General features: G+C 75.5%; 5 protein-coding genes. All 5 read right to left on the bottom strand.

Annotation, left to right across the window (positions count from 1 at the left end; genetic code table 11):
* Window positions 1-136: 136 nt before the first annotated feature.
* Window positions 137-472 (bottom strand): hypothetical protein, encoded by a 336-nt coding sequence (locus tag AB6N23_RS16015; protein WP_412866992.1) that lies wholly within the window; start codon window positions 470-472, stop codon window positions 137-139.
* A 58-nt stretch (window positions 473-530) separates the two neighbouring features.
* Window positions 531-950, bottom strand: coding sequence for a YbaB/EbfC family nucleoid-associated protein (locus AB6N23_RS16010; protein ID WP_412866991.1), 420 nt, complete (start codon window positions 948-950; stop codon window positions 531-533).
* Between the two features lie 94 nt (window positions 951-1,044).
* Window positions 1,045-3,474 (bottom strand): NAD-dependent DNA ligase LigA, encoded by a 2,430-nt coding sequence (ligA, locus tag AB6N23_RS16005; RefSeq protein WP_412866990.1) that lies wholly within the window; start codon window positions 3,472-3,474, stop codon window positions 1,045-1,047.
* A 115-nt stretch (window positions 3,475-3,589) separates the two neighbouring features.
* Complete coding sequence (eccCa, locus tag AB6N23_RS16000) at window positions 3,590-7,495, bottom strand: type VII secretion protein EccCa (RefSeq protein ID WP_412866989.1); 3,906 nt, start codon at window positions 7,493-7,495, stop codon at window positions 3,590-3,592.
* 49 nt (window positions 7,496-7,544) lie between these two features.
* On the bottom strand, window positions 7,545-7,959 hold a 415-nt coding region (locus tag AB6N23_RS15995), incomplete at its 5' end, for an FHA domain-containing protein (RefSeq protein WP_412866988.1).

Genomic DNA, 7,959 nt, shown 5'->3' with positions numbered 1-7,959 from the left:
GAGAACGCCGCAAGACCGCCCTCGACCCACGACTCGTTCTGGATCGCCGAGACCAGCGCCTCACCCGACTCCAGCAGAAACGCCCCCTGGAACGGCGTCGACGTGTCGACGACCGGCGCCACCAACGGGTTCGCCGTCACCGGTCGGGGACGGCCTGCACCGCGGCGGAGATCGGCTCCAGCTCCCCGCGGATCTGCTCCTCGAGCGCCGCGAAGTCGGCGACGACCGCGGCGATCTGGTCGGCGCTGCGGTCGACGAGGTCCTGTGCCTCCTGGATCGCGTTCAACGCCGCCTGCGAGACGGCCACCGCGGGCGGCACGAGGACGGCGCAGAGGATGCCGAACGCGCCGCCGCCGAGATTCAGGCCGGCGGCCGCGGAGTGCGCGGTGCCGATGTCCGCGGACACCGACCGCACGCGGCCGACGTGCGCGGTGACGACGTCGCTGTCGAGGACGATCCGGTCCTGGCTCATGCTCCCCCTCGGTGCGTCGGGCGCGGTGTCGGCTGCGGTGTCGTGCGCCGGACGGGCGTCACGTCCACCGGATCTCGTCGCGCTGCGTGCGCGGGTCCTCCGGCGGCGTCATGCGCGCCAGCTCGGCGCGCAGGTTCGTCGCCACGCCGGACTCCGCCCCGAACGTCCCCTCGACGAGGGCGATCGACTCCGTGGCGGCCTGCCGCTGCGCGGCGCCGACGGTCTCGAGGATCAGCGCGGACAGGTCGCGGGGGTCGAGGCGCAGCGCGTCCTCGTGCAGGTCCAGGGCGGTGATCCGGCCCGTCGTCTCGACGGTCACGCGGACCTCGCCGCGAGGCGAGCTCGCCTGGCCGCGCACCTGCTCGAACCGGTCGCGCACCTGCTCCGCGCGGCGGGCCGTCTCCTGCGCCTGGGCCACCTGCTGCTCGATGCGGGCCACGAGGGCCTCCGTCTCGAAGCCGCCACCGGGAACCGTCATGGTCACGGAGGTTACCGACGACCGGATGGTCCGGACGATCCGCCCAGCCCCCGGACGCCGGACGTCACCCGCACGGCCGAGCGCCCGCCCCCGGTCACGCGTCGGGTGCGTCACCGGCGTCCGGGTCCGGCCCCTCGCCCTCCGCGGCCTCGGGGACGTCGCCGACGGCCGCCGGACCACCGGCCAGCAGCGCGACGAACCCGGCCTCGTCGAGGATGCGCAGCCCCAGCTCGAGCGCCTTCGCCTCCTTGGTGCCGGCGTTCTCCCCCACCACGACGTAGTCCGTCTTCTTGGAGACGGAACCCGACGCCTTGCCGCCGCGCGCGATGATCGCCTCCTTGGCGCCGTCGCGGCTGAACCCCTCGAGCGAGCCCGTGACGACGACCGTGAGCCCCCCGAGCGTGGGCGTCATCGACGCGTCCCGCTCGTCGCGCATCCGCACCCCGGCGGCCGTCCACCGGTCGACGACCTCCCGGTGCCAGTCCCCCTCCGGACCGGTGAACCACTGCACGAGCGACTCGGCGATGACGGGCCCGATGCCCTCCACCTGCGACAGGTCCGTGACGGCCTGCGCGGGGTCGCCCTCGACGACCGCGCGCAGCGCCGCCATCGAGCCGAACCGGGTGGCCAGCGCGCGAGCGGCTGTCGGCCCGACGTTGCGGATCGACAGCGACACGAGCACGCGCCACAGGTCCTTGGTCTTCGCGGCGTCGAGCTGGTCGAGCAGCGTGCGCGCCGACTCCGACGGCTCCCAGTCCGGCAGCGTGCGTCCCTCGGCAGCGGCCGCCGCCTGCGCGGCCTTCGTGTGCTTGAGCGTGCGGCGGAACGGCGCGCGGCGGCGCACGCGCCCGTCCTCGTCCTCGCGCGGCAGGCCCGTCTCCGGGTCGCGCACGACGACCTCGACCTGCGCGAGCAGCGCGGTGCTGCGCTCGCGCACGCGCGCGACCTCGTCCGCGGGCGCGTCCAGGGCGTAGCCGACGAGGTCGAAGAGGTACGCCTCGTTGGGCACGGGCGGGTCCGCGGGCACCTCGGGCTGCGTGAGCGCGGCGGCCGTCACCTCGCCGAGCGCCTCCACGTCGAGACCGCCGCGGGAGCCGATGTGCTCCACCCGCCCGCGCACCTGCGCCGGGCACGAGCGCGCGTTCGGGCAGCGCAGGTCGATGTCGCCCTCGCGCATCGGCCGCAGGGGCGTGCCGCACTCGGGGCAGTCCGTCGGCATGTGCCACGTCACGCGCTCGACGTCGTCGTCCGGTGCGGCGGGCGCGGGACCGACGATCTCCGGGATGACGTCGCCGGCCTTGCGCAGCACGACCATGTCGCCGACCCGCACGCCCTTGGCGGCCACGACCTCCTGGTTGTGCAGCGTCGCCTGCCGCACCGTCGACCCGGACACCACCACGGGCTCCATGACGCCGAACGGCGTCGCCCGCCCCGTGCGGCCGATGCCGACCTCGATCGCCAGCAGGCGGGTGTTCACCTCCTCCGGCGGGTACTTGTAGGCGATCGCCCAGCGCGGCGCGCGGCTGGTCGCGCCGAGGCGGCGCTGCGACGACCGCTCGTCGACCTTGACGACGACCCCGTCGATCTCGTGCTCGACGTCGTGCCGGTGCTCGCCGTGGTGCGCGACGAAGGCCTGCACGTCGCCGAACGCGTCGAGCACGCGGGTGTGCGGGGAGACCGGCACGCCCCACCCGGCGAGCAGGTCGTACACCTGCGACTGCCGCGTGATCTCCGGTCCGCCCCGCAGCGCGCCGATGCCGTGCGCGTACATGCGCAGCCGGCGCGACGCGGTCACGCGCGGGTCCTTCTGCCGCAGCGAGCCCGCCGCCGCGTTGCGCGGGTTGGCGAACGGCGCCTTGCCGGCCGCCACCTGGGCGGCATTGAGCTCCTCGAAGGCCTGTACCGGGAAGAAGATCTCGCCGCGCACCTCGATGAGCTCGGGGTGCGTCGCCGGGTCGCCCGCGAGCACGTGCGGGATGGTCGAGATGGTGCGGACGTTGAGCGTCACGTCCTCGCCCGTGCGCCCGTCGCCGCGCGTGGCGGCGCGCACCAACCGGCCCCGCTCGTACAGCAGCGCGATCGCGAGGCCGTCGATCTTGAGCTCGCACAGCCAGTGCACGTCCTGCGTCTCGAGGTCCCGCACGACGCGGTCCGCCCACGCGCTCAGCTCCTCGGCCGAGAAGACGTTGTCCAGCGAGAGCATCCGCTCGACGTGGTCGACCGCGCCGAACTCCGTCGAGAACGTGCCGCCCACCCGCTGCGTCGGCGAGTCGGGGGTCCGCAGGTCCGGGTGGGCGTCCTCGAGCGCGGCGAGCTCCCGCATGCGGGCGTCGTAGTCCGCGTCGGACGACGTGGGCGCGTCGCGCAGGTAGTACGCGAACTGGTCGGCCTCGAGGGACGCCGCGAGCTCGGTCCAGCGGCGCCGCACCTCGGCCGACGCCGGCACCGGCGGGACGCCGGTCGCCGCGCCCCCGGCCACGTCGTCGCCGGTCAGACCCTCGCTGGTCAGGTCCTCGCTGGTCACGCCTCCGCTGGTCACACCCTCGCCGGTTGCTGCACGCGCGTCGTCCACCCGCTCATCCTGGCGCACGCCACCGACAGGCCGCCCACCGGACGCGCGCGGCGCCCGGCGGGCGCGGTCAGCCGTGCCGCGACGGCTGGAACGCGAGCTGCCCCTGGAACAGCCCGCGGTCGCGGCTCACCACCTGCACGCGCCCCGGGGGGGCCTGCACCGCCTTGACGCGGCCGATGAGCTGACCCTCGTCGGGGTTGCCGGACAGCAGGATGCCGGTCGTGCCGAGGTCGCTCAGGCGCTGGAGCACCTGGTCGTACGCGGCGCGGCTCGCGCCACCGGTGTGCCGGGCGACGACCACGTGCAGACCCAGGTCGGCGGCCTGCGCCAGCAGCGGGACGATCGGCAGCATCGGGTTGCCCTGCGACGTCGCGACGAGGTCGTAGTCGTCGACGAGGACGAAGCCCTCGGCGCCCTTCCACCACGACCGCGTGCGCAGCTGCTCGGGGGTGACGTCCGGACCCGGCACGCGGGTCCGGAAGAACGCCGCGAGGTCCTCCATGCCGCCCTGCGTCATCTCGGCCGTCGTCAGGTACGCGCCGAGGTACTCCTGCGGGATCTCGCCGAGGAGCGCGCGCCGGTAGTCGACGACGAAGATCTTGGCCTCCTGCGGCGTGTAGAGCCGCTGGACCTCGGCCGCGAACGTGCGCAGCAGCGACGTCTTGCCGGCGTCCGACTCGCCGTACAGGAACAGGTGCGGCTCGTCGGCCGGGTCCAGCCCGAACGGCGCGAGCGCGTCCTCGTCGACGCCGAGCAGGATGCGCCGGTCGTCGGGCCCCGCGGCGGCGCGGAGCTCGTCGAGCGGGAGCATCGTCGGCAGCAGGCGCAGGCGCGGGCCGGCGGGTCCGCGCCAGGCCGCCCGGGTGCGGGCCACGAGGTCCGCGACGCCGTCGGCCAGCGTCGACGGGTCGCCCGAGCCGTCGATCCGCGGCAGCGCGCCGAGCATGTGCAGCTTGGTCGGCGTGAGGCCGCGGCCCGGCATGGACGCGGGCACGTTGGCGGCCGCGCGGCGGTCGACCTCGGAGTCACCGGCGTCGCCGAGCCGCAGCTCGAGCCGGGTGCCGATGAGGTCCTTGACCTGCGGGCGGATCTCCATCCAGCGGGTCGCCGAGACCATGACGTGCACGCCGTACGAGAGGCCGCGCGCGGCGATCGACTGCACGGTCGCCTCGAGCGCCTCGAACTCGCCGCGCAGCGTGCCCCAGCCGTCGACGACGAGGAACACGTCGCCCCAGCCGTCGTCCGCCGTACCGGCGGCCCGGCGGGCGCGGTACGTCTCGATCGAGTCGATGCCCTGCTCGCGGAAGTACTGCTCGCGGCGGTCGACGACGCCCGCGACCTCGGCGACCGTGCGGCGCACGGCCTCTGCCTCGGTGCGCGTGGCGACGCCCGACACGTGCGGCAGGTCGCGCAGGCCGATGAACGTGCCGCCGCCGAAGTCGAGGACGTAGAACTGCACCTCGAGCGGCGTGCGCGTCAGCGACAGCGCGACGACCGTCGAGCGCAGCAGCGTGCTCTTGCCGGACACCGGGCGGCCGACGACCGCCATGTGCCCCGCCGAGCCGGACAGCGACACGACGAGCGGCTCGCGGCGCTGCTCGAGCGGCACGTCGACGACGCCCACGGGCACGGTCATGGTGCCCGCCTCGCGCCAGCGGCGGCTCACCAGGCCCAGCGCCGGGTCCGGCGCCAGGTCGCCCAGCAGCTCGTCGAGCGGGTCCGGGGTCTCCAGCGGCGGCAGCCACACCTTGTGCGCCTGCGGCCCGCGGCCGGTCATGCGGTCGACCGCGATGTCGAACGTCACGCGGTCGTCGCGGCCCTCGGCGGCCACTGTCGCCGCGTCGAGCACCTCGACCTGCTCCGGCTCGACCGGCGCGGCCACGGGCGCCGCCGTGAACGACGTGACGGCGCGCACGCCGCCGCCGTCGGCCCGGCGCGTGATCTCGGCGCGGCGCGGCGGGCGCCCGGAGACGTACGCCGCCTTGAACTGCGTCATGCCCTCGGTGCCGACCTTGAGGTAGCCGACGCCCGGCTCGCGCGGCAGGTCCACCGCGTCCGGCACGCCGAGCACGGCGCGCGACTCGGCGCCGGAGAACGTCCGCAGGCCGATGCGGTAGGACAGGTAGGTGTCGAGCCCGCGCAGGCGCCCCTCCTCGAGGCGCTGCGAGGCGATCAGCAGGTGCACGTGCAGCGAGCGGCCGACGCGGCCGATCGCGACGAAGCTGTCCACGAACTCCGGCTTGGCCGACAGCAGCTCCGAGAACTCGTCGACGACGACGAGCAGCGCGGGCAGCGGCGCGAGGTCGGTGCGCCCGCCGCGGCGGGCCTTCTCGTAGTCGCCGACGTTCGCGAAGTTGCCCGCCGCGCGCAGCAGCTCCTGGCGCCGCGTCATCTCACCGGTCAGGGCGTCCTGGAACCGGTCGACCAGCGAGAGCTCGTCCGAGAGGTTCGTGATGATCGCCGACACGTGCGGCATCCCGGCCATGCCGGCGAACGTCGCACCACCCTTGAAGTCGACGAGGACGAAGTTGAGCTCCTCCGGCGAGTGCGTCAGCGCCAGTGCGAGCACGAGCGTGCGCAGCACCTCCGACTTGCCGGAGCCGGTGGCGCCGATGAGCACGCCGTGCGGGCCCATGCCCTGCTGGGCGGACTCCTTGAGGTCGAGCACGAGCGGCGCGCCCGCCGTGTCCTGGCCGATCGGCACCCGCAGCCGGTCGCGCTCGAGGCGCCCCCGCCAGGCCACGTCGAGGTCGACGTCCCGCACGTCGGGCAGGCCGAGCAGGTCGACCAGCTCCTCCTGCGCGGACCCGCGCGCCTCGACCGCCGCCGGCCCGGAGTACAGCGGCATGAGCCGTCGGGCCGTGGCCTCCGCCTCGACCTCGGTGCACGCGTCCGGGGTGAACGCCGCACCGGCACCGCGGGCCTGCACGAGCTCCGCCGTGAGCCGCTCCCCCACCCGGCTGAGCGCGACGCGCGCGGCCGTCTCGTCCTCGAGCGCGCCCCAGCGCGCCGGCAGGTCGAGCACCGTGACGCCCTGCACGCCGCCCTCGCGCAGCGCGGGGTGCGCGCCGTGCAGCGGGACGCCGTCGACGACGACGAGCACGTGCGGGGTCTGGTCGCCGCCGGGCGCGAACCGCGGCCGCTGGCCGAGGTCGGCGGGCAGCAGGTCGTCGAGGGCCGCGAACGACCCGACGACCATGCGCGCGGGCCCGGCGCCGTCCTGCACGCGCCGCGAGTGCGCGTGCGGCAGCCACTTCACCCACTCCCAGCGGGCCAGCGACGACTCGTCGGCGACGACCGCGACGACGAGGTCCTCGGGGTGGTGCAGCGCCGCCGCCCCGATGACGACCGCACGCGCGAGCGCCCGCACGTCGTCCTCCGGACCCGTGACCTCGAGCCGCGACCAGCCGTCCAGCCGGACGCCGAACGGCAGCTCCGGCACCTCCTCGTGCGTGAGCATGAAGCGGTGCGCCGCGGACGCCGCGACGGGGTCGAGCTGCGCGAGCGGCGGCAGCTCGGGCGCCTCGAGGACGAGGGCCGCCGGCTGGCCGGCGACGCCCAGGCGCACGTCGAGGAAGTCGGCGTCGTGCGAGCCGCGCTCCCACACGCGCGTGCGCTCCTCCGCGAGGAAGGGCAGCGTCGACGGGGCCGGATACTGCCAGTGCGCCGCGCGACGCTGCTGCCGCGCGGCCGTCCGCACGGTCGTGCGCAGCTCGGTCAGGTACGCGAGGTACTCGCGGCGGGCGTCGAGCAGCTGCGCGGCGCGCTGCGAGCGCTGCCGCCAGCCGTTGGCCGCGACGAAGCCGAGCGACGACAGCAGGAACATGCCGCCCGTGAGGAAGCCGGTCGGACCGGCGTTCGAGATCGTCACCATGACGATCGCGCCCACGGAGCCGAGCATCGGCAGCAGGGACGTGAGCATCGACGACGTGTCGTCGGCGGCCGCGAGCTCGGGCGGCGGCTGGAGCGTCACGCTGCCCGACGGCACGCGGGGCGGGGCGAGGCGGGAACCGGGCACGGGGTCAGGCCTCCGGGACGACGGACGAGACGGTGAACACGCGGCGGCCGACGCGCACCCGGTCCCCCTCGGTGAGCTGGACGGTCGTGCGCGGCGGCAGGACGGTGACCTCGCCGTCGTCGCCGAGCACGGCGGTGCCGTTGGCGGAGCCGAGGTCGGTCACCCGGACGCCGTCGCGCGTGTGCTCGAGGCGCAGGTGGCGCCGCGAGACGGTGCTCTCGGGGTCCTGGAGGACCACGGGGCGGTCGCCGGCGACGACGGCCTCGGGCGAGCGGCCGAGCACGACCGCGGCGCCCAGCGGGACGAGCTCGCGCTGCCCGGTGTCGACGACGAGGAGCACGGCGGCGCCGGCGACGGGGACGGGCGCCGCGCCCGCGCCCGCGCGGGTGACCACCGCGGGCAGCGCCCCGGTCTGCGGG

Source organism: Cellulomonas pasadenensis (assembly GCF_047229365.1).
In the GTDB taxonomy this organism is placed as follows: Bacteria; Actinomycetota; Actinomycetes; order Actinomycetales; family Cellulomonadaceae; genus Cellulomonas.
Note: the sequence above shows the minus strand (reverse complement) of the source record. Positions and strands in the feature narration are given on the sequence as shown.